This window comes from Acinetobacter sp. YH12039 (assembly GCF_013420015.1).
Taxonomy (GTDB): Bacteria; Pseudomonadota; Gammaproteobacteria; order Pseudomonadales; family Moraxellaceae; genus Acinetobacter; species Acinetobacter amyesii.
On record NZ_VOZA01000003.1, the window covers coordinates 18,048 to 42,071 of the forward strand.

Below are 24,024 nucleotides of genomic sequence, written 5' to 3' on the forward strand. Positions count from 1 at the left end.
ATTGGTTTGCACGATGGAAAGGCAAAGATTGATTTAAATAACAAATCTAAAAATCCGATAGTTTTTATAAAAAAGTTCGGTTTTACCTATGGTTTGATATTTCGTATTCTAGCTTCAACAGATAAGCAATCCCTGAAATGAGTTAGAGGAATATCAAATGAGTTTAATTAATACTGAAGTAAAACCATTTAACGCTACCGCTTACCAAGACGGTCAATTTATTGAAGTTTCAGAAAAAGACTTCTACGGTAAATGGTCTGTGGTGTTTTTCTATCCTGCTGACTTTACTTTTGTATGTCCAACAGAATTAGGCGATCTTGCAGATCACTATGCTGAATTCAAAAAAATGGGCGTAGAAATTTATTCAGTATCTACTGATACACACTTCACGCATAAAGCTTGGCACGATTCTTCTGAAGAAATTAAGAAAATCGAATACCCAATGGTTGGCGATCCAACTTGGACACTTGCGAAAAACTTTGATGTTTTAATTGAAGCGGATGGTCTTGCTGACCGTGGTACTTTCGTAATTGACCCTGAAGGTAAAATCCAAATCGTTGAAATCAATGCAGGTGGTATTGGTCGTGATGCTTCTGAATTGATGCGTAAAGTAAAAGCTGCTCAATATGTACATGCACACCCAGGTGAAGTATGTCCTGCAAAATGGAAAGAAGGTGAAGCGACGCTTGCACCATCGATCGACCTAGTGGGTAAAATCTAATTTAGTGATCCAACCGTAGATTTAAAAAAGCCAGAACTCAGTTCTGGCTTTTTTTTGTGGTCTAGAACATTAAACTAAATAGCCATCATGCTCCGGAGCATAGTCACGAATTCCAGCGACTAAATAGTCAATTAATCTTTCCATGACTAGGCGCTGACCTTTTCGCGAAGCATATACCAATTGTACCGTACCGACATTTGAGCACCATTCGGGGAAGAGGTGAATTAAACGACCTGCCTCAATATCTGCTTGTACCGTTAAATACGGTAAGTCTGCGATGCCTAAACCATCGAGTACCGCATAATAAGCACCGGCTAAGTCATTGCTTTTAATCCGAGGTTGTAAGGCAATTTCAATCTGCTCTTGCTGTCCCGTATGATGCAAATGCCATTGATAGCGGTTTTTCTGTGTACCCAAAACGATACTCGGAAATTCTGTCAATTCGAAAATATGCTTTAACTCGCGTCCTTGTAAAAGTTCAGGACTAATCACTAAGCAATGCACGGTTTTAATCACGTCACGTACAATAATGCTCGAGTCTTCATTTTTACTAAAATTGGTACGAATCGCTAAATCAATGTCGTCATGCAAGACATCTACACGGCGGCTAGACAGCTCAAGTTCGACCTGAACTTTGGGATGATCTTTTAAAAATTGATTTAACAAGGGGCGAATTTGATGTTCCATCATGACCGGTGGACAACTAATTTTAACCAAGCCTTCAAGTTCACTTTTTTGCTTCAGGAGCACCTGATGCGCACATTCAACTTGTTCGATTACTTTTATGCATTCTTCATACAATTCTTGGCCTAATGTCGTGACCTTAAAGTGTCGGGTAGAACGCTGAATAAGGGTGACATTATATTTGGCTTCAAGATCTAAAATGCGTCGGCTTAATTTTGATTTTGTAATATTCGATGCTTCACTTGCAGCGCTAAAACCGCCATGTTTCACCACCAAGTAAAAGTAGTAATAATCATCAAATGAATGCATGGATCACCTTATGCAGTGAAAATTATTTCAATTCAAATCATCATACGTCAATTTATACATCAGGTATAAAAAAAGCGGCTCGAAGCCGCTTTTTACTACTGAAGGATTATTTCTTTTCAGTATTTTGCGTATAGCTGTTGATTAGGTTGCGGTAGTCCGGTATATGGTTGCCGAAAAGCGCACCTAAACCTTCAATATCATTACGCCAGTCGCGGTGTAATTCACACGCGGTACCAAACCACGTCATAAGCTGCGCACCCGCTTGCGTCATACGTTGCCAAGCTGAGTCACGGGTTAAATGGTTGAATGTACCTGAAGCATCGGTCACCACAAAGACGTCAAAGTCTTCTTCTAAAGCAGACAAGGTTGGAAATGCAACACAAACCTCAGTCACTACACCGGCAATAATTAATTGCTTTTTGCCTGTTGCTTTGACGGCTTTCACAAAGTCTTCATTGTCCCAAGCATTAATTTGACCTGGGCGTGCAATATAAGGTGCGTCAGGGAACATCTCTTTGAGTTCTGGAACCAATGGACCGTTTGGACCTTGTTCAAAACTGGTGGTGAGAATCGTTGGAAGATTAAAATATTTTGCGGCTGCAGCCAGTGCGAGCACATTATTTTTAAATTTATCTGGATCAATGTCGCGAACCAATGAAAGTAGACCTGTTTGATGGTCAACTAAAAGTACCGCGGCATTATCTTTGTCTAAACGAACGTAAGGTTTGCCCCATTTTATTGTCCTCTTTCCTGTTTGCAACTACGCAGGATCAGATGAAATCTGCGTGTTAACTAGATTTAGAATAGTTGTAAAAATGAGACAATGAAATGGGTTTAAATGAGAAGCTCAATCATAAAATTGGGATAATTCATCGTTGTATATGTCTTAAACCTTAGAATTTCGAAATTAATGCTTGGTTTTGAGTGAGGTGCAGATTTTATGTCTGAGTATTGTTCTAATTTTGAGATATAGAATGCTATCTGGAAGATGGTCAGTAAGTATTTCAAAGCTTAAAATAAGCGCTATGTTCATCCTATCGTATGAATATAGGAGCTAAGAAATGAAAAAAGTAATTGGTGTTTATCGTAATCAGCAAATGCACTGGGTGGGCGATGGTTTTCCAGTCAAAAGCTTATTTTCCTATGATCGTCTAGGTCAGGCGATTAGCCCATTTTTGCTTTTGGATTATGCGGCACCTTATCAGTTCGATCCCACCACTGCACGGCATGGTGTAGGTTCACATCCACATCGTGGTTTTGAAACGGTGACTATCGCCTACAGCGGTGAAGTGACTCATAAGGACTCAAGTGGTGGTGGCGGCACAATTCAAACAGGCGATGTGCAATGGATGACCGCAGGGTCGGGTCTGGTGCATGAAGAATTTCATTCGCCTGAATTTGCTCAAGCAGGTGGTCTTTTTGAAATGGTTCAATTGTGGGTGAATTTACCGGCAAAAGACAAAATGACCCAGCCTCGTTATCAAGCGATCACACGCCAAGATATTCCTCGCATAGACATGGATGAAGGTGCAGGGCATATTCGGGTGATTGCTGGTGAAATGGGTGGTCACCTTGGGCCTGCACAAACCTTTAGTCCAGTGAATGTCTGGGATGGTGAATTGAAAGCTCAATATGAAACCACCTTACATGTACCTGAAGGGCATAACACCATTTTGGTGGTCTTGAAGGGTGAGGTTGTGGTGAATGAAAGCCATAAAGTTCAAGACAGTTCGATGGTCATGTTTGCCAAAGATGATATCGCCATTCAGCTACAAGCGTTGCAGGACACACAATTTCTGTTACTTAGCGGTGAGCCACTAAATGAGCCGATTCAAGGTTATGGCCCATTTGTGATGAATAGCAAAGCTGAAATCATTCAAGCCTTTGATGATTTCAATAACGGAAAATTTGGTGAAATTGCGCTGGCGCATGAAGCTTAAGCGAAAATCATGTCGTTGAAATAGCCGAAAAAAAAGCCTCTGAATAGTCAGAGGCTTTTTTATTGAGCGCTGTAGTATTTATAGTTGTCATGATTTAAATATCATTTTACTTTTTATAAATTGTGATGAATTTATCACTTTCTTATGTGGCGCATCTTAGCGAGACTTGGCTTTAAAGTAAACCGAAAGTTATAAAAATGGTTAATTTAATTGTTTGGTTTTATAGAGTAATTAAAATTTTAAAGAAAAATATGTTTAAAAAACAAAGCTTAAATTGTGTGCTTTTTGACTGTAAATATTTGTAAATTTAACTTAAAAACGGCTGTACTGAAATCCATACAAAAAGTGCGAATCTGGTATTTTTTAATAGCTATTTTTAACTTCTGATCAGTCATACTTTTAAACTGTGTTTTATAGATGGAAAAGAAAATTGGAAATTGCAGTCATCGGTAGTGGCATGGCTGGGCTGGCTACCGCAAGAATTCTTAAAGACGCAGGGCATAACATTACAATTTTCGAAGCTCTGCCTGGTCGTGGTATGGATAGCCACAGCACTGAGTTTGAAGGCGGCTTGATCGATGCCCCTTTGCGTGTGATGAATCCACACCTCTGGAAAAATACCTTAAGTTTGGCGACCCATTTAGGGATTAAAACTTTCCCAGTCCGTACCTATATGGCATGCAGTTGGCTATTTGAAGATCGTACAGAAACGTGGTTGACCACCAGTCGTAGCCGTATTGGTAATTTCCCAATTATTAATAACCGTAAAGGCTTACAACAATATGGCTGGCGTTTAGTCAAAGGGATGTTGCAACTCAAAGCGGCGATCACTCGATTTTTTAAATCAAAAAATCAGGACATCACGCTTGCCGAGTTCATTAATAAAAATGAAATTGAAGAAGTATTTTGGCATGGTGCGGTCATGCCTGTGTTGTATACCATTTGCACCTGTAACCCGAAAACGATTGGGGAATGGCCTGCGAAACCGTTGTTGATTTTCTTGCGTCAATTGACCAATGGCGATGCCTTGCTGCGTATCCAAGGTGGTACACCTGCGTTGGTTGATAAACTGATTGAAGGTTTAAATATTCAAAGTGGTACGGCAATTACCAAAGTGCACGAGCAAGACGATAAAGTCTTGGTGGAAACTGAGGCCGGAGCACATCATCTATTCGATCGTGTGGTAGTCGCGACACCAACCACCAAAACGGAAGAATTTTTAGATTCAACCCAGTTTGCTGACGATATTGAGCTTTTAAAGAAATTTAAATTTGAGCAAGGTCAGTTGGTGATTCACACTGATCAAACCGTGATGCCACCGAAGCGTAAAGATTGGTCTGTACTAAGTTATATGATGGACCGTAAATTTACCCGTCAGCAATTTACCGTGTGGCTGAACTCAATCGAGCCGAGCTTGGTGGGTAAAACCCCTGTGTTCCAAACCTGGCAGCCAGTGACACCGATTGATCCTAAAAAAGTGATCTCTTCGGTCAGTTTGACACGTGCAGTGGTGGATTCACATACCGTGGCGCTGAATAAAGAGTTACAGCAACGACATTTATCCCCTGAACGTAAAGTCTTCTTCTGTGGTTCATGGTCTTGTGACGGTCTGCCGATTTTAGAGTCTGCGGTAACGTCTGCTATGCATATTGCAGAAATTTTTGGTGCACCATTGCCGTTTGTGGGTTTAAAACCTAAAGTGGAGGTTGCCCCTCAACTCGGTTACTAACATGAAATGGCTTCAAGCAATTCGTCAGCACATCCCTAGCCATAAATATGCGATTAACAGTCGACTACTCGGAGATGATGCGGAGCTTGCTTGGAGCAATTTGGGCTATTGGAATGATGCAAAATCATCCTATCCTGCAGCCTGTCAAAAACTCGCTTTCCATCTTGCCGAATCCATTCAATTAAAATCTACAGATCGTGTTTTAGACCTTGGTTGTGGGCAGGGCGCGAGCTTGGTTTTTTGGATGGAACATTTTCAAATTCAAAACTTATCCGCAGTCGAATTGCAAACCGAATGTGTGGAAAAAATCCAAAAAAATTTAAATTCAAAAATCAAAATACAACAAGATTCATTTTTGAATTTAAAAAATATTTATTCACAAAACTGTATGGATGCCGTACTGTGTATTGATGCTGCGTATCATAGTGATTTGAATTTATTGCTTTTATCAGTTGTTAATGTTTTGAATTCAAAGGGACGCTTTGCTTTTCACTATTTGATGTTGTCCGATGCGTTTTTGAATTTAAATTCAGTGCAACGATTGAAATATCAAAGTCTGTTGAAAGCAGCAGATGTGAATTTGAAAAATTTAAATTCAAAGCAAAATTTACAACACCAAGTGCAACAGGCAGGTTTCGAAAATATCCAGATTGAAGATATCAGCGAATTCGTATTTCAGGGTTTTGCCGATTATATTCAAGAACAAAAAAGTCAGATGAGCCTGAGTCATGTGGATCAATTCAAAATCAAGATGACGGCAAAATTGTGTGAGAAGTTGTATCGAGACGGGCTGATTCGTTATGTGCAGATTAGCGCGAGGAAGCCATAAAAAAGAGGCTTTAAAAACATCAAAGCCTCACTAAAAAGCGAGGCTAAGAAATGGTGCCGGCACACGGATTCGAACTGTGGACCTACTGATTACAAGTCAGTTGCTCTACCAACTGAGCTATGCCGGCGTTGTGGAATGCATTCTACAGATTTTTTGAAGTGGTGCAAGTTAAAAAAACAGCAAATCGAATGTAATTTATACGTTTGATTTATTCAGCATTCGACCGATGTTTGGCTCTAAAAACCAGAGAAATAAAAATAGGTAATGTTTCGCCCACAAGATGTGGGCGAAAAAATAGGATGGGTGAGCGTTGAGTGCTATTTCATTCTTAAAATTTGGTCTAGATCCTGTGCGCATTCTTCAAGTGTATATGCCATCTCCAGTTGCATTTGGGGGCGGAGTTCATTGGCGAGCTTTCGCCATTCGTCAATCAGACGCTGTGCTTTTTGAATTTTATGTTTATTGATGTCTTTGGCAAGGGTTGGGGTATAGCCACCACGTTTGGCGTTCTTGATCTGCTTAACATAATTCTGGCTGTTATTCATGTTCTCTCCCGAATAGCAGTGATATATGAAATGTGTTTTTTAAGTTTTTCGTTGATCAAGTTAAAAGTACCGCAATCGCGTTTCAGTTCTATGATGTTTAAATTAATGAATAATTTTTTGAATAGTACCTATATTGAGAGGATGATTTATTTTTAGCATAGGCTTAAGTAATTGTCTTTAGAATATAAAATTTGTATTTGTAAATATACGTGTACTTATTGCTGCCAATAAAAAATCCATAAGTCGTGCATTAGGAAAAAAACGTGTGATTGAAATCCGTCAATCAGGACTTAAATACTGTGAAGTTATTGAGCTAAACAAATAGAAGATCAATTAGGGGGATATTTAATATTGAGAACAATAAAATTAAAAAAGGCCTAAATTTTATCAATTTAGACCTTCATTCTGCTTGGCATTGCAGTTTATTCTGGCGGTGAAAGAGGAAGTCTGAATATTGGTGTAAGTTATTGAAAATAATAATTATAAAAATATAAAAAATTAAATATACCGACAAATATACCGACAAGTGAAAAAAGGAAAAATATCAGATCACGTATCGTGAATTCGATTCTTTAAATCTCGATACGTCAAATTTTATATATGGAATAAGTTTGATAGCAGAAAAAGATATAAATAGTTTTACGGCTTCTTTTGATTTTTATTCCAAATATTATCCTTTCAAATTAAATCTTATAGAAGGAGTTAGGAAAAAATTAACTCTTCAATAGAAATAAAGCCCTCATAAGAGGGCTTTATTTATTTCTTGATTTCTGGCGGTGTTGGATAGGAGGGTTTTGTTGGAATTAGCTTGTCACCCTTAATCACTCTTGTTGGTGGTGGCGGTGGTGGCGGTGGAATAGTTTGGCTTTGCGACATTATGTCTCCCTCGATTTTTTGGTATAGAAAAAACATACTAACAATAAAAGTTAGTATCAATAGTAAGTAAGAAGAAACAGCTAATCTGGCTAACCATTTCTGTCTATATACATTATTTTCATAAAAGATTGCTGAGCAGCTTGAATATTGCGATGTGAGATAAATTAAAAATTGATCATCAATATATGTATTAACTGCCTGTTCGGTGGCATCTGGAAAATGGCTAATATAATGTTGCCTTAAAGTATTTCTATAATTTTCCATTTCTGAGTTTGAGTTTACAAGCTCGTCAGATTTTAGATTAGTAATACAAAACAAAGCATATATTACAAAAGCTAGTACTAGTGCAGCGGCCACCCAGAGAATGATAACAATACTTAATTGCATACATCCGAGCTTCATCAATTCTTCTTGCATACTGAAATTTGCAGTAATACAAGCAGTGATAAATACTGAAAACAGAGCCATTCTTGTATAAATTTTTTCTTTAAAATCGATATGAAAAAAATAATCTGATCGATACATCTCTAATCTTTTTTCCAGATCCATAGCTTCCCTTTGCCCCCCATTCAAATTCAATAATCTTAGTTAGTTCATTTTCCTATGTAGATAGAGGAAAACATTTTATTAGTCATGCTAGATCTAACAGATCAAGATATTGTTCAATTTACGCTAGTGTAGTGCCTTCGCTGGATCTTTAATATAAGCATGTGATGGAACTCTTATTTATAGAAAAACCATCTGTGCTTTAAAAAACGCCTATTTCATGAATATGGCGTCTTTTATGCTTTTTGAATCAAAGATAAACTTTTATGCTTTCCGCATAAAAACACAGTTTTGATTGGATAATGATCTACTACACCACAACAAAAACAGATTGCCTTTTAAGCCTAATGCAGTGCGTTTCTAACGGGAGTGCTAAGTTTTGGTTCTCTGATTCTGTGAGCTTTTCAAAGTTTCATACTGTTATCCCAAAGTTGATCTTGGAGTATGGTCTCAATCTGGATGAATCTTTACGCAAGCGAAAATCAGATTATGGGGAACCAGTGTGGAGTTTAGTCATCAATTATGATCCGGCAAGGAATGATGTATTCCAGTTCTGGTTATTTACCACAGGCTATAGAGAAGCACGAAGAAGCAAGCTGACGCTAAAAGAAATACTCGCTAAAAATTCCAGCATGGTGCAAAAGCAAAAGCTCAACAGTATTTTGACTGTCAAAAAAGAGAAGCTGCTTCGCTATGGAGATTATGTACTTGGACAGTACATAGAGTTCAGCGATCTTAAACCTCAATTTGCTAAGACTTATTATCACCCGGAACAATTTGGAGTGATATTTAATACCAAGACAATCCGAACAAAGACAATTGATAGTAATAGGAATTCAACTTACCGAATATTTAAACCGTTCGATAATTTTGAATTAAAACGGCTTGCTGGCATTAATAAAAATTTTGGTTTTGCCTTTCTTGAAAATAAACATACTCGCTGGAATCAAACCTCTGTAAGTCAGTTTTTATTAAAGCAGTTTGGGATTAAGTTTGATACGCATACCGGTTATAACGACCGATTAAAAGAGCTGACTAAGGTATTACGTGGAGTTCGTAAAAAGCACTTGGAGTTTTTCCAGCGTTATTCTCAGAAGAAAATCCGCTACACCTGGTATCTATCAAAAGATTTTATGCAGTCGGCTGAAAGGGAGTTAGATAAGAAGATTGATTTAATCTCTACAGGTAAGGCAGATCGATTAAAAGAAGCTACATATCGATTAAGTGCACATGGTAATTTCCATGGTACCCGGCACCAAATTGGAAAGTTACAGGCCAAGACTAGATCAAAATTAAATAGTAGGGATCCAAACCATAAGAAACTAAATCAAATGTATTTCCCTCAAAATCTTCACTATGTACGGTTTACTGCTAAAAAGGCTCAGAATATGAAAGAGTTTGAATTGGTATGTCGAAATGCAGATAAGATTTATTTGAATAAACAGGGTAGACAGAATTCTAAAGACCAACATTTGAGACGGGATAAAAAGACATACTCATTCATTGCTTCTTAAATTTCTGCTTCAATCGTTAAAAGCGAACAGATAGCTTGAATAGCATCCTGATCTAATCAAGCTATTGGAGTTTTATTTATCTAATACGACATCAGCCAATTGATGAGCAATCTCTTCGATAGTGCTAAAAGAAGTATTCAAGGCAATTTTATCCGCTAGATTTGGACTATAGTTCATCACATCAGTTTTGGTGATCTTATGCCAAATTGGCAATATCATCTTATGACCGTTCATTTCTCTGGCCACTAATGCATCTAATTCATAGTTGGTCCATTCTTTCTTTATGAAATCTGCTGACAGAACTACAGTTCCATATCGTGAATTCCTTAGACCACTATCAATTTTCCGACGCAGACTATCTCCAACTCTCATAGAAAATTCATCATACCAAACCTTTAAACCTAGCCCTTGTAATGTCTCGGCTAGAGGGCGCACAAAGTCATCTTTATCTTCTGAAGCATGGGAGATGAATAAATCATATTCAGGTTCAAGTGTGACATCAAGATAAGGGGACGCCGTGGCACCAGTGATATGCTGGGTGGATGCTTTGATACTTTCAATTTCACGTTTCAGTTTTTTTTGATGTTCGATCTCTTCTTTTTGTTGCTTCTTGGCTAGAGCATCTAATTTTTTGCGTTCTAATGCTTCAGCTTTAGCCAAGTTCTGGTTTTCTTTTAATAACTTGTTTTGGATATCAGTTTTCTTTTTTTGCAGATCTGAAAGTTTTTTCTGGATCTGTGCATTTTCCTGTTCTTTTCTGCTGATTTCAGAAAGCTTAGTTTTTAGTGTGCTAGCTGTAGTGGTCTTTGTAATAGACGTTTGAAGTTGAATAATCTTAGCTGTGACACTACTTGCTTTTGTCTGCTCTAAACTCATCCTATGAGTTATATCGGATAGCTCTTTATTAAGCCTTGAAATAGTTGAGGATATGGATTGAATTGACATTGTAATCTAGTTCGAAAATATAAAGATCCAGATTATTGGCTGATCATATTAAATACAAGTCAGAAGGGTATGCTCATAAAGAAAAATTATCCGTGTGTGACTAGGTTTTATATCAGCTATTTAATCTACCCAATATTGGTATCATTCCGAAAACGGTAATATTCCCAATATTGGGGTTTTGAACGATCCCGTTTTTGGGATTTTGAATGTACCCGTTTTTGGGATGCAGAACCTATCAATGAATCAACCATAGAATCTATCACTCTCTGAGAGCTATCTGGATCTATTTCTTGCCGGCGAATTATCTTGATGATAGGTACAGGTAAAACACAATTTATGAATGGATTTGATTTCTAGCCCAAAGATTGATTATGGATATAGTCAAATTTCTTACTGGTTTAAGCACAGTGAGCTTTTCTTTAGAAAAACAACTAAAGGTACATTAAAAATTATTTCACGCTTAGAACGCAAATCTGAGCGATATGTGGAAGCTCAAAATTATGCAAATGATATACAAGCTGCCAGCTAAAAAAAGATTCAGTTTTAGTGAAATTAGTGGAGTAAAAGAGGTGTTTCGCACTCTCCCTCGCGCGCGCGCGCGTTTTGTTAGAAATACACCCATTTTTTAAGTGCTCAAATTACTTATTAATGGGATCAAACGCATAGGGGGGAATATGGGTATTTTTGTTGAACTTAATAATTTTGAAGCATCAAAAAGATTAATTTTTCTAAAAACAGCAATCCGGTACGGCGCACCAAATTATTTGGAGATGATCAGGGAGTTGAAAGAGCATTATGAAATGACGAATGAAAAAATTGCTTTTTTGCTTCCAGTTTCAGGTCCATCAACGGTAAATGATTGGGAGTTTGGCAGCACGCCAAATTATGAAGCAGGCGAAGCATTTATTGATTTGTGGAAAGCTTTTACTGAAAAAACAGATCAGGACATCCCTCGAATTAATCACTGGAGAATATGATTGATGACTAAGCAGCCAGCGTATAGACCTTTAGATTGTGATGATATGGAGCGATCGATTCAGCTCTGCAATGGAATTGAATATTTAATTGACGAATTCCAAAGAGCAATTAATGGTAAAGAGCCCAACCAGTTATATGAATCTAGCTATCAAATGCAATTACTGAAGATTGCTGATAATTTGGAGGAGTTGATTTATCGGCTAACATATTTGGCGGATAAAAATAATAAGGAATTCTATTTTCAACATTTGTTTTCAATCCTTAAAAGTTTAACTATTGCACCAAATGTATTAATTATCACGGCGTATTACTTAGATCCTAAGAATGAGTATAAGCGCATAGTCAATCGGAATACCTTCAACTTTGAAATAGAGAAAATTGTTAAAAAAATTCAGTTTATCAAACCTGTTTTGCAATCACTTTCTGTTGGGCGAAAGTCCGGAGTTAGAAGCATTGCACACTATGTTTAGCAATCTTTGATCGTACGGGAAAGGAGTAATTTGTGCTCCTTTTTTCATTCTAAATATACCCATTTTTTGAGGATTTACTCTGTTCTACATTAAATCTATTCAATAGTTTTGCGGAACAACGATAATGCGTATACCTGTATCTCAAGGCCGTGCAACATCACAGCCAACTTTACAGCAGCACACACCAATAACTGGACTATCTTCAATTGGTCAAGCTATCGGTAATGTTGTTGATGCACGTAAAGAAGAACAAGATAAAAAAGAGAAGGCTGATTTTGCATTACAGTCATCTAAAATTGGTGCTGATATTAATGTTGTAGATAATGATCTGCTTACTAGAATGCAAAGTGGAGAGTTGACCTACGACAATGCTGTAAAGCAAAGACAGGATAGTCTTGAGTCAATTAAAACGCAGTATAAGTCTGTCGTGCCTAAGCAGTTTGAGCAAAACTTTAATAACTATTTCGAGCAGCATTCATATGGTAGTGCCGCTAAATATTTACCGATCGCACAGAAATCAGAACAACAACAAGCAATTGTTCAGCTTAAGGACATGCGGGAAAATTATTTAAAAAATCCTAATGCTTCCGAGAAAGAGGTTTGGAATGGATTAGCTATATATGCACAGTCCAAAGGCTTGCCCGTAGCGCATGTTCAAGATGCTTTTAATGAATATAAAAATAATCGTGCTGGTAACGATGTAACGACTTTTTATTTAGGCAATAAGTCCGACAATGAAAAGCTGACTGAACTATCAACTCCTGAAGCTGTAATAAAAAAACATCCTAATTTGACTCAGGAACAAGCTGTCTACTGGAGTGGTCGTGCACTTAGCCAGATGGATCAGAATAACCGTGCAGCTGTCTTGCAGCAGAAGCAGTTAGAAGATGATGCTAAAGATGCTGTTAATGAGATGAAGGCAGATATTGAAACTGGATTAATTCCAAGTGAAGCAGTAATTAAGTCTCGTTTGGCACGTGTGCGGGGAACTCAAAAAGAGCCTGAATTTGTTCAGCTCAGTGGTGCTTTGGTGGAAGTCCAACAATTCATGCGTTTAGGTTCAGATGAACGCGAAGCATATCTCAGCAAAAAGCGCTCAGAAGCACAAAATACAGCGCAGGATAATGCTAAAGATGTGAGTTGGAAGTTAGGTCTTCTGTCTAAAACGCACGAGAATATGCTCGGCTATGAGAAAAATAATTCAACTTTGGCGTATTCGATTAAAACCGGTCAGGATCTGACAGTTGTACCTACTAATGCAATATTAAGTGGTAACCCAGATGCTATTTCAGCCATATCTAAAAATATTAAATCTATTCATGCAAACAATGTTCTAAATGGGACAGTGGGTTCATTAATTCCATTTTCTACCCAACAACAAGCTGAATTAAAGCAGTTTTGGGAAAAAGCTAAACCAGGTGACAAACTGAGTTTATTGACCACGCTTTCTAAATCTAGCGCAGGCAATGCTAATGCATCACGTGACATGATTAAAAGTATTGCTGGAGATAGTGGTTCATATCGCTTATCTGCATCATTAGGTCGCCGAGGGTTAAATGATATTGCTGGGCAAATTGTTACTGGCCAAGATTTGCTGGATAAGAACTTAGTCAAAGTTGATGACAATTCGCTAAGAGCTGAAACTGCAAGTTATTTATCCGGCGTAACCACACCAGGTAAACCAGATTTTGAAATCTATTTCGAATCAGTGAAGGCGAATTATGCATATTTGCTTCAGAAGTCAGGGCAAGTAGCTGACTCTAAAGGAAGCATTTTAAATAAGTCTATTGATGAGGATTTATTTAAAAAAGCAGTCATAAATGTGACGGGTGGGAAATTCACAACTGGTGGTTTCTTTGGGTCCAAGTCAGTTGTATTAAGACCTCACACTGTAGGTGAAAAGTCATTTCGTGAACAATTAGAGAGTTTTAACTCCAGAAATTCTAGAGCTTATGGCGGCTCTGATAAAGACTTCTTTTTAGATTTACCTCTGGAGCAGGATCCAAGTAATCCGTACAAATATTATTTTAAGAATGGTACCAAATACGTCATGGACGTAAACGATAAACAGCGCAAAACACGCTTAACTTTTACGGTTCGATGAGGTGATCCATGGATTTTTTAGCAGATGATGAATTAACGTTAAATCAGGATGATCCCCGCTTTAAACCTAAAAGTGAACGCGGTGGATTTAGTGATGGTGCTTTAGGTGTTGTATCTGGCGTTGCTATGGGGACCATTGAGGCCGCTACTGCACCAGATGCTCTAATACGTGGTGACAAAAAAGCAGCATCTTTGAGAGCGCAAAACCTTGAGATCTTTAAGCCTGATGATTTAGGGGGAGCTGGTGAGTTTACTTATGGTCTAACTAAAGATTTCACCCGTATAGGATGGAATGCCCTCACTACTTTAGGTACAGGTGGTGTGCCAGGCCTTGCATTAAATTCTGGGCTATTTGGATTTCAAACTTATGAGGCTGAAAAATCAGATTTAATCAATAAGGGTGCTGATATCCGCACCGCTAAAACGGCTGGTGCAATTAAAGGCGTAACGGATGCATTAGGCTTTGCAATTCCTACGCATGGCGTTGCCAAGTCTGCCGTTGCTGATGCTGTAGCAACAACTGCTATAGCAACTGCTGCCGGTTCAGCTGGTGATTATTTTGAGGGCTCATACCTTGAAGATCATCAAAATAAAAAGGTTGCCCAATACGGCGAAGCATTAAAGGAAAATGCAACCAGTCCAAGCACATTGGCATCAAATGGCGGAATGGCTTTACTTCTTAATCTATGGGCCAATAAGGGGAGATTGCGTCCAGATCAGATCAAAGATCATAGTAATGTAGATACTATGAATGATGCAGCTCATATCCAGGCCAATATAGAGCATGCAGAGGGCACGAATCCATTCAGTCCAACTAATGCAAAAGAAGCTAACTCACATTTTGATGCATTGGATAGTGCCATGGAAAGCGCATTGAATGATGAGCTAGTAAGCTTAAAAGCACCAGTGACCGGAACACCTAAAGCAGTCATGACCAGTACACCAGTGGTACCAATAACAGGAACACCGAAGGCCATTGTAAGACCAAGCACTATAAATACTGATGAGCATAAAGCACCAGTAATAGCGGATGTTTTAAATAATCCTGTACTGGATAAAAAACCGTGGGCAAAAACAATTGCTCAAGAGGCCACTAAGAGAGGTATCAATCCGGTAGATGCTTTAGTCATATCTCATATTGAAACTGGTGGGAGCTTTAGTACTTCGATTCAGCCAAAGAATAAAGATGGCGAGTTGCTTTCATCTGCAACAGGTTTATTCCAAACATTGGATGGTACCTTTGCACGTATGGGGGGCAAGGATAAGTTTGATGGTAATGATCAAATCAAGGCTGGTTTAAACTATTTCGAGCATAATGCTAAGGTTTTCCGCAGTCATTTTAATCGGGATCCGAATGGCCTAGAACTTTACTATTTACATTTCTTTGGTGAAGGTGGTGGACCAGTCTTTTTGAAAGCCAAAGATAATGAGCTTTTTGTAGATGTGGCCACACGTTGGAGTAAAGGTAATCAGAAAAAGACTGCAAGACAGATTGCAGAAGGTATTACCTCAAGCCATCAATTCAATGGCATGACCATTGGGCAGGTAAAGGCTAAATACGAAAAACGCTGGAACGATATAGCCACGCTTTATGATGATGTTCGTCTAAGTACTTCAGCAAGATCGACTGAAGTCCGAGGGAGTGAATCAGAATTCCCACAGTTTGAGTCTGATATAACTGCACCACCTGCTTACAAGTCACAATCTGATGCTGAAATTGAAGCACTGCCTTTTGTACTTAGTGCAGATGAGCATAGTATGAAATCTCTTCAGGAAGAGTTTGAAGCCCTATCTTCTCCATTGACCAAAGAGGATTTGGAATACCTCAAGGCTACAGCGCATTATCAGTATTCGGAAGGTGGAGCCTACCGAACGCCGTATGTTGAGCCTCAAGTCGATTTATCTGGGCCTGGTAATAGTGCCAACCGTAATTTGGATGCATTGGACTCTGATCTTTACCAGTTCGAGCCAGAGCAACAGCGAGTTATTGTTACTGATCCAGAATTGAATACTTTGGATATCAATACCAGAACATCAGGTTCAAATATTCAGCAAAACTCAATTATCGCGGGAGTAGATAATTGGACTCCAACTAGATCGCAAAATTACCTTAAACGAGAGCGGTCAATGGATGATGGAGGGATTATTCAAGAGCTGCACAATAGTACTTCTAATACGACATTCCAGCGCCAAGTTAATCAGGATGGCACCATTAGCCCAGTAAAGGCTACACGTAATGGAGATGATCTATTTGCCCGTCCAACTAATGGTAAGACGGATAGCCCTGAATTAACTTCGGTGCAGCATAAAGCAGCCCAGGCATTAGAGCGGGAGTTCTGGAAGCCTGGCAAATCAAAAGTTGATGGTGCACCAGATTTAACCAAGTCTAGTAAAGGGGAGTACGGCGCATTCACTGACACGGCAGACGGTCGGGAAGCAGTTTCAATTTTGGAAGCAGATCCTGATATGGAAGTGACCTTTACCCGTTTGGATGAAAATGGGGATGAAGAGATTGTAACGATGTCTTCCCGCGATTTGCTGGACTATGTCAAAGAGCAAGAAGAAATCGCAAAAGATGAAATTCAGGCAGTGAAGGCCTTAGCCAGCTGCGCATTAAGATATGGGAGTGAAGCAGCATGAGAGCAGAATGTAGAGAACAGGTCGCAAAGGCTTTAGGTAAAAAAAGACTCAATGCAGCAGACAGCAACCGTATTTCATCACTGTATATTCGGGCTCAAAATACATTGGCACGCACAGATCCTGATTGGATGTTTAAAAGTCCCGCTGAACGTGCTGAAGCAATTGCGCAGAAGACTGCTTCAGATCTCGCTGTGCAGATTGCTAAGAATAATCAGAATATTGCTCGAGATGCTGTTATTAAGGCTCAGCTGCAGACGGAAATTTATAACCACCCTAAACTAAATCCTGTTCAGGCATTAATGCGGAAGATTGCTTATTTTTCGGATCAGAGTGGTATTCAGTCTATAGAGAAGCAATCTCAAGCTTTGCATAGCCGTTGGATGTCTTTAGTCGCTGATGTATTTACTAAAACGCAAGAACGTTTCGGTATGTCCGTAAACAAAGCTATGACAGATGACATTATTCGGGTCATGTTTGGCGGTAAATCTGATAATCCTGAAATAACAGCAATGGCTAAAGAGGTGAGTGCTGCATTAGAAGAAATGCGTTTAGCCTTTAACCGTGCTGGTGGGAATATTAAAAAGTTAGATAACTTTGGCTTTATGACTTCCCATGATCAGAAAAAAGTTGCTTTAACCGACCAGGCCGAATGGGTAAATGATGCATTAGATGGCCTGGATCGAAATCAGTATGTTAAAGATACTGGTGAGCTTATGGATGAGCTAGAGCTTAAATCTATGCTTGAAGATATCTATAAAACTATTTCAACCAACGGTGCGAATAAAGACTTATTGGTATTGAATAAACAGGCTAAAGCAGTAGCATCGCCTGTAGGTGGTCGCTCCAAGATGGCAAACCGTCATCAAGAAGCGCGTGCTTTACATTTTAAAGACGGTGATGCATGGCTGGCGTATCAAAAAAAATATGGAACTTATGACGAAGCGGGGTTTCATGAGATTCTGAAAAACCATACTCAGCGTATGAGTACCGAAGTAGCAATGATGCAAAATCTAGGATCTAACCCGCGCCATACATTTGAATCATTATTAGATGAAGCCAAGATCAAGCTTAAGGCAGATCCTTTGAATGGTCTGAAACATGGTGAAATTGATAAGCAGGCCCATCGTGCTTTATCTATGTATAACACCTTAGATGCCAATACCCGGGCTATCGATTCAACTCTGGGAAATGTAATGGGTGGTCTTCGTGCGTTAATGGTTGCTTCTAAATTAGGTGGTACTACATTAACCACCTTTGGTGACCATGCCAGCATGAAGAAAGTGGCGAATATGCTAGGCCTATCCTATACCAAATCAATCCTCCCTGAATATATGAAGCAGCTAAAACAGGGTTCTACACGGGATGAAGCTTTACGGTTTGGCCTGGGGATTAATGAAATGGCCGGCTCTATGACTCGCTTTGGTGATGCTGATATTGTCAGTAGTGCTACAAAGTCAGGCCGTTTTAATGCCCGTATGCAAGCCTTTGCTGCAATGACAATGAAACTATCAGGATTGAACGCCGTAACCGCAGGAGCGAAACGGGCACTTAATCTAGTGCATATGAATAAGCTTGCTGAAATGACCCGTAAAACGGATTGGAAGGATCTTGGTGCTGATGATCTTAAAATTCTACAGGGGAACGGTATTACCGAACGTGATTGGCAGTTATGGCAGCAGCTGGAGCCGAGTAAGCGTGAAGATGGGACGGCAGTACTAACTCAGAATGACTTCTTTAATGCACCAGATGATGTGTTCATTGGTTTTGCATCACCAGAACTAAAAGCTCTTAAAGATGAGATCGATGGCCAAATATCTGAATTGAATCGCCGTAATGCTGAAGATGATATGCGTATTGCTAACAAAGCACAGCGGATCGAGGACATTAAAAAACAGCTCTCTGCAAAACTTCAAGATTATACCAATCGAAAAGACTCTAAGGCTCAAGCAGAGAAACAGTCGCTTCAAGATCGTATTGATTTAATTGACGCGCAGAAAGAAGCTGCGGCAGTCCAGTCTGACATTAATAAATATTTGCAAGTCGAAAAGCAATCAAATCGCATTCAGGACTTTTTGCAGCAAGTTGAAGAGGGCCGACATTCTGACAATGTATCTGAATCCGCGCGAAGTAATATTGAGAGTAATGCACGGCAATATGGTAATAAGGCAGAATCACTAGGGCACCGCCTTGGTAATGCAGAACGCCGTATAGTTGAATTACGTGCAAAAATGCGCGGTGCTGATAGTGCTGCAAACAAAGCTATTGCTCAAAAATACAAAGAGCTGGATAAGCGCGTAAATGACCTTGATGCCGAATTTTCTGAATATTTAAGCCGTGTTGGTGAGCGTCAGGAAAAGCGTAGCCAAGTCGCTGACCGTCTAAGTAATTCAATCTCACCACGTCAGCAAGAATTATTGGCAGATGCTCGTTATAAAGCAGCCATGAAGTACCAGACTCATATCTTTAATGAAGAGTCGGTGGCTATCATTGAAGCTGGTGTGCGAGAGCGTAGCATTATCAATCTTGGTGAGGCTGGCACCATTCAAGGAGAATTAGGCCGCACCTTATTCCAGTTTAAAGGCTTTCCCTTGGCCTATATGTTCCGCATGGGGCATCGAGCTTTCGCTCAGGGAGATATTAAGAGCCGAGTGACGTTCCTAGCTTCGCTACTTGCTTATCAAACTTTAGCAGGGGCATTGATAGTCCAAACTCAAAACTTGGCTAATGGTAAGAATCCAGAGCCAGTATTCACGGTTGATTTCTTCGGGAAGTCGATTCTTAAAGGTGGTGGGCTTTCCTTCTTGGGTGACATCATGTCTGCGCTTTCAGATCCAACCGGTCGAAGTGCATCAGACTTTATCAGTGGCCCATTATTAGGCCAAAGCATGAAGTTGGGTATGCTGCTAACAGGTATGGGCAACAACATCATTGAGGGGAAAGAATCTACCCGGATGATGGAGGTGGCCAATACCCTGAAGAGTAATATTCCATTGCAGAATCTTTGGTACAGTAAGCTGGTCGTAGATCGAATGCTGTATTCCAAAATGCAGAATATGATTGATCCTGATTATTTACCGAGAACACAGCAGCGGCTTGAGAACTTGGGTAATAGCTATTGGTGGGATTTATCAGAATAAAATTAGGAGCTTCGGCTCCTTTTTTGTATTATCAAAATAGTACTTAAGAAAGCTATATAGTAAGAATGAAAAGAATTATCACGGGTTTCACTTTATTTGTTTTGGGACTAGCTGCGAATGCAGGGCAGACAAATCATGGTATTGAATTACCTGAGGGATACCAAAAGCAATATGTTGATCCAATTAAAAAACAAGCTTATTTCATCGATGAAGATCAAGTAAAAGGCAAGCCCAGCATAATCTTCAGCTTTGTGCCAGATACAACCAAGAAAGAGGACATTTGGTTTACAACTTGTCAGCATACTTTTGACAAAGGGCTTCAGATATTTACTTGCTTTACTCAACAAGGTCAGTTTGGCATAGGTAGTAGTGCTGATGGGCATGATGTTGTTTTTAGATTCGAGAAGCCTAAGGAAATAGCTGTTACCCAAATCAATTATAAGATCGATAATAAAAAAATTATGACTTTGCCTGTAAGTGCAATCCCTCAGGGTATGTCTGCAGAGACTTTTATTAGGCAATTAAAGGAAGCCAGCGTATTGAGTTTTTCTTGGAAAGAAGGTTCTCAGTACAAAGCAGAAAAAATTAATCTGAATGGTTTGGAAGAATCATTGTTATTCGCTAAGAAAATGATCGAATTGAATAATTAGGAGCTGATCCAATGAAACGACTACTTTTGGGGATAATAATATCTATATGCAGCTCATTTATTATGGCTACACCTATCACTCTCCAGCATTCAAAAACCAGCTATGTAAACTCAGGAATTTGTTCCGCCGTAGTGGATGTGACGATCCATGATTTTCTTGGGACCTATGACAAACTGTATTTAGACCTGGTGGCAAAAGATAAATCTGGCAGAGTGCAGGGGACTTCTGAGAATGTAATAACCTACGGCGATATACAAAACCTTCAAGGTAAAGCATTTGGAAATGTTTTTCTTGAATCTGAAACGATGTGCGGAGCAGATCGCACCTGGACAGTTCAGGTTAAGCGCGCCGTCTTGGTCGTAGATGGTAAAAGAGAAGATCTACTGAAGGCCAAGAAAGTCCATATTGATGACTTTCAGCCAATGAAATTTAAAGTAAGTAAATAAGTTAAATTCTAGTTCAAGAAGTCGTTATCCTAGTGCGACTAGTTAGAGATAATTGGGGGTAAGTATTTTTATGAGAGCATTAGGGATAAGGGTTAAACCCAAGAAACTAATTTATAATAATTTATTTATATTTCTTATAAGAAAATGGGAACAATGAGAGCCATTTTTAAATAGAAATACATCATCGCTATAGATAGTAGATCGCCATATAAAATATATCTTGGTGATTCAATATACCGCGCTAAATTCAGAGCTATAAAAAATCCCACTCATAATTAAGTGGGATTTTATTAATAAAATAATTATCCTACAAGTCTCGGACCTGGCTTATAAAGCCCATAGGATTCACGTATTTCACTTGAAAACAAATGGAATACCTGCTCCAATTCTGACTCCGAATAACTCATTCCATCAATAAGGTTTTCAATTAATGCCGTGATAACCGATGGTTTCTCATTAGGAAAATCTAGCTCATAAGGCTCCCTAGTTCTATAACCTAATTTTGACATTCTCCGCCATAAATAATCAGATTTATAGTGATCGATTTTATTCAAAGTTTTGGCTCTATAAATCAAAGCTGCCATCGAAACTTTCCAAACTGGTTTCATATATGCAGCTTTTTCAATAGTTAGATCTGATAAAGAGGCACTAATATCTTCTCTCGGCATAAGTAAAGAAGAAGCAAACTGATCAGCTTCAGCTTCCATTTCAATCGAAGGATATTTATGCATTACCAAATGTCCAATTTCATGAGCTAAAGTAAATCTCATTCGATCTGCAGGTTGATATTTATTGAGAAAAATAACTGGCGGCATTCCAGCAACTCTATAACTTGCACCATCAATTTTAACAGCTTCCATATCTACATGAAAAACAATACAACCAGCCCTTTCAACATATTCAGTAAGGTTTTTTATAGGGCCCTTGGGCGTATACCATGCTCTTCTAACCATTGCTGCAATGTTTTCGGGAGAATATTCATCTGAATCATATTGAGGTAATGGTAACTCAGGTTCCAAATCTGCAAATCGTAAAAGAGTGCGTACCTGAGATAACTTAACATTAAAATCAGCAATTACTTTATCAAGTGAGCGCTGCCCCACACTAGCTTGTTTTCTAAAACTAGGATGTGCACTCATTGGTGGCCCATATTCTCTGTCTGATTGATAGAAAAAAGAAACAGGACACTTTAATGCATTAGCTAATTTACTTAACTGCTCTTCATTGGGCTCTTTAATACCTTGCTCAATTTTAGAAATATGAGCTTGAGAAATATGAGAGGATGCAGATAACTCAGTTTGATTCATCCCTAACATTCTTCTACGTAATGAGATCAAATCACCACGAGGGCTTAAAATGTTATGAACCTGATTTCGGTTCACTTTCCTTACTCCTATCTTTCGCAATTTTACTTTTCACAATAGATTTCGCAGCCGAACTATAGCTAGAGTTCTTCTTAGGATCTTCAGGAATAAACTCAATAAGATTGGAGACATCTTGTTCGCGCTCAATTTCTAAAGACCATAAAATCTCTTGCATATGTCTATTTACTAAAGCTAATCGCTCTAAACCTGTTTCAGCCTTATTTAATACATAGACAAGTTCTAAACGTGCTTCCTCTCCGAAAAGTGAAAGCTGAGAATTATGAAAATCTAAGGTTGCCTGAGTTTTGATATTACTAGACAATAAACTTCTTTTAGATTTCTTAATCCTCAAAAATAATCTGTAATCAAATACAAGACCAATAACATTTCCTGTAGTAGAAGCAGTTACTCCAGGAATTTCATCAAGTAGTTGTTTTAAATGTGCATTGAATTGGTTCCAGACACAATTCGCTCTAACACGTTTATGTTGCAGGTTTGCAGCAAATGGAGAGTTGATCCAATCCTTCCATGCTAAATCCCATGCTTCATAAATTTTACTAAAATAAGGGCTAAATATCTCTTTAGCTTCTTCCCTAGTAACTCCAACCATTTATCACCTCTGGATTAATTTTAATTTTTTAATTCTTTCATAAATTACCAGCAAACAGCGAAAACAACAACATTTTAAGCAACAAATTATTCCAAAAAATATTCCGAGAAATAAAATATCTTTAAAATTTTATAAATTTACCTCTATTTTAGAATTTAAAAAATTAATTATATTATTGATATATAAAATCTTATTAAATATAAACACAATTAATATTCATAGCTACTTACATTTACGCATGAAAATGTTATTTTATGCGTGAAATGGATTAAAAATACGGAGAATACTCAATGGCATTTCGCGCTGATGAAGAAATCAAAGAAGGTCGAGAACACGCAGAGCAGTATTTATTATCTCACCTTACAAATTTGAGCCCTGATGAATTTGAAAAAAGTAAGTCAGTTCTCAGCGATCTTATGGATCAATTGGGGCCAGTAATTTATACATATCCTACCTGGCATCCTCTAGTTAGTGACAAGCGTCAGAATTATGATTGTATAAATCCAAATACAGATTGTGGTTACAGAGGGCTTGACCATACAATATTATTTGCTAATGGTTTCATAACTTGCCCATATGGTAATGGGCAAGAAATATTAGATTCAGTAAATGAACTTAGATACAATCCAGCGGCAGAAATTACAGCTGAGCGTTTAGATGTCAAATTATATTCATCTCAGGCGACCCCAATTTTAGTTCGCTGTAATTGGACGAAACGACTCGCTGCAGATGGCACTGTACCATTATCAATTGCTATTCCCCTGATATTAGAGAATGAATTACCAATGTGGAGAACAGCTGAGGTTGCAGAAACTTGGGATTCTATGCGTTCCAACTTTCTAGGAAAACCTCATGGAAAGCGCTCATCATTATTTGTAAACCAAGAAACTGGTCAAGGAATAAAAAGAATCTGGGAATCTTTGATTAATACAGGTATGTTCGGACCATTATTAATTAGACAATAACTAAAAGGCCCTCAAGTGAGGGC

The 24,024-nt window shown here is 38.6% G+C and carries 21 protein-coding genes and 1 tRNA gene; 14 read left to right on the top strand and 8 right to left on the bottom strand.

Going from position 1 to position 24,024, the window contains the following annotated elements:
- Nucleotides 1-157: 157 nt before the first annotated feature.
- On the top strand, nt 158-721 hold the full coding sequence (gene ahpC, locus FTT98_RS02115; protein ID WP_078190520.1) for an alkyl hydroperoxide reductase subunit C: 564 nt from the start codon (nt 158-160) through the stop codon (nt 719-721).
- A 69-nt stretch (nt 722-790) separates the two neighbouring features.
- Here the strand turns inward: ahpC and FTT98_RS02120 are convergent, their stop codons facing one another.
- Nucleotides 791-1,714, bottom strand: coding sequence for a LysR substrate-binding domain-containing protein (locus FTT98_RS02120; RefSeq protein ID WP_168378962.1), 924 nt, complete (start codon nt 1,712-1,714; stop codon nt 791-793).
- Between the two features lie 106 nt (nt 1,715-1,820).
- Entirely contained in the window at nt 1,821-2,453 is a 633-nt protein-coding gene (gene ycaC / locus FTT98_RS02125) for an isochorismate family cysteine hydrolase YcaC (protein WP_180025950.1), read from the bottom strand.
- A 322-nt stretch (nt 2,454-2,775) separates the two neighbouring features.
- Here ycaC and FTT98_RS02130 point away from each other — a divergent pair, with 322 nt between their 5' ends.
- The 3 genes from FTT98_RS02130 (at nt 2,776) to FTT98_RS02140 (ending at nt 6,212) form a co-directional block, all read left to right on the top strand.
- Nucleotides 2,776-3,654, top strand: a complete 879-nt coding sequence (locus FTT98_RS02130) for a pirin family protein (protein WP_180025915.1) — start codon at nt 2,776-2,778, stop codon at nt 3,652-3,654.
- A 430-nt stretch (nt 3,655-4,084) separates the two neighbouring features.
- Entirely contained in the window at nt 4,085-5,383 is a 1,299-nt protein-coding gene (locus tag FTT98_RS02135) for an FAD-dependent oxidoreductase (protein ID WP_143221600.1), read from the top strand.
- Between the two features lies 1 nt (nt 5,384).
- Nucleotides 5,385-6,212 carry a cyclopropane-fatty-acyl-phospholipid synthase family protein gene (locus FTT98_RS02140; RefSeq protein WP_180041364.1) on the top strand — a complete coding sequence of 276 codons (828 nt, stop codon included), beginning with the start codon at nt 5,385-5,387 and terminating at the stop codon, nt 6,210-6,212.
- 51 nt (nt 6,213-6,263) lie between these two features.
- Here FTT98_RS02140 and FTT98_RS02145 read toward each other — a convergent pair.
- From FTT98_RS02145 to FTT98_RS02155, 3 genes are all read right to left on the bottom strand, one after another.
- Nucleotides 6,264-6,339 (bottom strand) — tRNA-Thr (locus FTT98_RS02145).
- A 190-nt stretch (nt 6,340-6,529) separates the two neighbouring features.
- Nucleotides 6,530-6,757: a hypothetical protein gene (locus tag FTT98_RS02150; RefSeq protein ID WP_078190515.1), complete on the bottom strand. Its 228-nt coding sequence runs from the start codon at nt 6,755-6,757 to the stop codon at nt 6,530-6,532.
- Between the two features lie 756 nt (nt 6,758-7,513).
- Nucleotides 7,514-8,182 carry a hypothetical protein gene (locus FTT98_RS02155; protein ID WP_126131831.1) on the bottom strand — a complete coding sequence of 223 codons (669 nt, stop codon included), beginning with the start codon at nt 8,180-8,182 and terminating at the stop codon, nt 7,514-7,516.
- 344 nt (nt 8,183-8,526) lie between these two features.
- Between FTT98_RS02155 and FTT98_RS02160 the strand changes: the two genes are divergently transcribed.
- Entirely contained in the window at nt 8,527-9,693 is a 1,167-nt protein-coding gene (locus FTT98_RS02160) for a hypothetical protein (protein ID WP_180176952.1), read from the top strand.
- Between the two features lie 72 nt (nt 9,694-9,765).
- Here FTT98_RS02160 and FTT98_RS02165 read toward each other — a convergent pair whose 3' ends face one another.
- Nucleotides 9,766-10,638: a toll/interleukin-1 receptor domain-containing protein gene (locus FTT98_RS02165; RefSeq protein ID WP_180176937.1), complete on the bottom strand. Its 873-nt coding sequence runs from the start codon at nt 10,636-10,638 to the stop codon at nt 9,766-9,768.
- 340 nt (nt 10,639-10,978) lie between these two features.
- Between FTT98_RS02165 and FTT98_RS02170 the strand changes: the two genes are divergently transcribed.
- The 8 genes from FTT98_RS02170 (at nt 10,979) to FTT98_RS02205 (ending at nt 21,062) form a co-directional block, all read left to right on the top strand.
- Nucleotides 10,979-11,167, top strand: a complete 189-nt coding sequence (locus FTT98_RS02170; RefSeq protein ID WP_000364294.1) for a hypothetical protein — start codon at nt 10,979-10,981, stop codon at nt 11,165-11,167.
- A gap of 145 nt (nt 11,168-11,312) precedes the next feature.
- Nucleotides 11,313-11,615, top strand: coding sequence for a hypothetical protein (locus FTT98_RS02175; RefSeq protein ID WP_180176938.1), 303 nt, complete (start codon nt 11,313-11,315; stop codon nt 11,613-11,615).
- Nucleotides 11,616-11,618: 3 nt separating this feature from the next.
- The gene (locus FTT98_RS02180; protein ID WP_180176939.1) at nt 11,619-12,086 is read left to right on the top strand and encodes a hypothetical protein; all 468 of its coding nucleotides are present in this window, start codon (nt 11,619-11,621) and stop codon (nt 12,084-12,086) included.
- Between the two features lie 124 nt (nt 12,087-12,210).
- Entirely contained in the window at nt 12,211-14,190 is a 1,980-nt protein-coding gene (locus FTT98_RS02185; RefSeq protein WP_180176940.1) for a hypothetical protein, read from the top strand.
- An 8-nt stretch (nt 14,191-14,198) separates the two neighbouring features.
- Nucleotides 14,199-16,829: a hypothetical protein gene (locus tag FTT98_RS02190; RefSeq protein ID WP_180176941.1), complete on the top strand. Its 2,631-nt coding sequence runs from the start codon at nt 14,199-14,201 to the stop codon at nt 16,827-16,829.
- The gene (locus FTT98_RS02195) at nt 16,826-19,966 is read left to right on the top strand and encodes a hypothetical protein (RefSeq protein ID WP_180176942.1); all 3,141 of its coding nucleotides are present in this window, start codon (nt 16,826-16,828) and stop codon (nt 19,964-19,966) included. Before FTT98_RS02190 ends, FTT98_RS02195 begins: the two co-directional genes overlap by 4 nt.
- Nucleotides 19,967-20,031: 65 nt before the next feature.
- Complete coding sequence (locus tag FTT98_RS02200) at nt 20,032-20,616, top strand: hypothetical protein (RefSeq protein ID WP_005402167.1); 585 nt, start codon at nt 20,032-20,034, stop codon at nt 20,614-20,616.
- 11 nt (nt 20,617-20,627) lie between these two features.
- Entirely contained in the window at nt 20,628-21,062 is a 435-nt protein-coding gene (locus FTT98_RS02205; RefSeq protein ID WP_180176943.1) for a hypothetical protein, read from the top strand.
- Nucleotides 21,063-21,364: 302 nt separating this feature from the next.
- On the opposite strand, the gene FTT98_RS02210 is transcribed toward FTT98_RS02205, so the two are convergent.
- Both FTT98_RS02210 and FTT98_RS02215 read right to left on the bottom strand, forming a co-directional pair.
- Nucleotides 21,365-22,444: an ImmA/IrrE family metallo-endopeptidase gene (locus tag FTT98_RS02210; RefSeq protein ID WP_218954590.1), complete on the bottom strand. Its 1,080-nt coding sequence runs from the start codon at nt 22,442-22,444 to the stop codon at nt 21,365-21,367.
- Nucleotides 22,422-23,036 carry a hypothetical protein gene (locus FTT98_RS02215; RefSeq protein ID WP_180176944.1) on the bottom strand — a complete coding sequence of 205 codons (615 nt, stop codon included), beginning with the start codon at nt 23,034-23,036 and terminating at the stop codon, nt 22,422-22,424. Before FTT98_RS02215 ends, FTT98_RS02210 begins: the two co-directional genes overlap by 23 nt.
- A 290-nt stretch (nt 23,037-23,326) precedes the next feature.
- Here FTT98_RS02215 and FTT98_RS02220 point away from each other — a divergent pair, with 290 nt between their 5' ends.
- Nucleotides 23,327-24,001 (top strand): hypothetical protein, encoded by a 675-nt coding sequence (locus FTT98_RS02220; RefSeq protein ID WP_125278587.1) that lies wholly within the window; start codon nt 23,327-23,329, stop codon nt 23,999-24,001.
- The last annotated feature ends 23 nt before the right edge of the window (nt 24,002-24,024 follow it).